Raw genomic sequence first — 961 nt, forward strand, 5'->3', positions numbered from 1 at the left:
GAGCCAGCACGTACTGATGGGCGACAACGCACAACTTGGCTGGACCGATGAGGGCGTACTGATTAGCGCAGAAAGCCTGGCCTTTGAAGAAGGTGGCGACGACACCGTGTCGGTTAATGCGGGCAACGTCACCTGGATCGGCGGTGTAGGCGATGACTCCTTAACGATCACTGACGCCGACCAAGAGAGCCAGCATGTCCTGATGGGTGATAACGCCCAGCTGGGCTGGACGGATGACGGTGTGCTGGTCAGTGCCGAAAGCTTAGCGACTGACATCGGTGGTAATGATGACGTCTTCGTTAACGCGGGCAACGTCACCTGGATTGGCGGTGTGGGTAATGACACCCTCGAAATCACTGAGGCGGCTCAAGGTAGCGAGCATGTCTTGATGGGTGATAACGCTCAGCTTGGCTGGACGGATGAGGGCGTGCTGATTAGCGCAGAAAGCCTGGCCTTTGAAGAAGGTGGCGACGACACCGTGTCGGTTAATGCGGGCAACGTCACCTGGATCGGCGGTGTAGGCGATGACTCCTTAACGATCAGCGACGCCGACGAAGACAGCCAGCACGTACTGATGGGCGACAACGCTCAGCTTGGCTGGACGGATGACGGTGTGCTGGTCAGTGCCGAAAGCTTAGCAACCGACATCGGTGGTAATGATGACGTCTTTGTTAACGCGGGCAACGTCACTTGGATTGGCGGTGTAGGCGATGACTCCTTAACGATCAGCGACGCCGACCAAGAGAGCCAGCACGTACTGATGGGCGACAACGCCCAGCTTGGCTGGACCGATGAGGGCGTACTGATTAGCGCAGAAAGCCTGGCCTTTGAAGAAGGTGGCGACGACACCGTGTCGGTTAATGCGGGCAACGTCACCTGGATCGGCGGTGTAGGCAATGACTCCTTAACGATCAGCGACGCCGACCAAGAGAGCCAGCATGTACTGATGGGTGATAACGCC

The 961-nt window shown here is 57.6% G+C and carries 1 protein-coding gene; it reads left to right on the forward strand.

Annotated elements, in window-relative coordinates:
• On the forward strand, positions 1 to 961 hold a 961-nt coding region (locus MOY_RS17315; RefSeq protein ID WP_009102282.1), incomplete at both ends, for a hypothetical protein.

Origin of the sequence: Halomonas sp. GFAJ-1, assembly GCF_000236625.2 — a bacterium.
GTDB lineage: Bacteria > Pseudomonadota > Gammaproteobacteria > Pseudomonadales > Halomonadaceae > Vreelandella.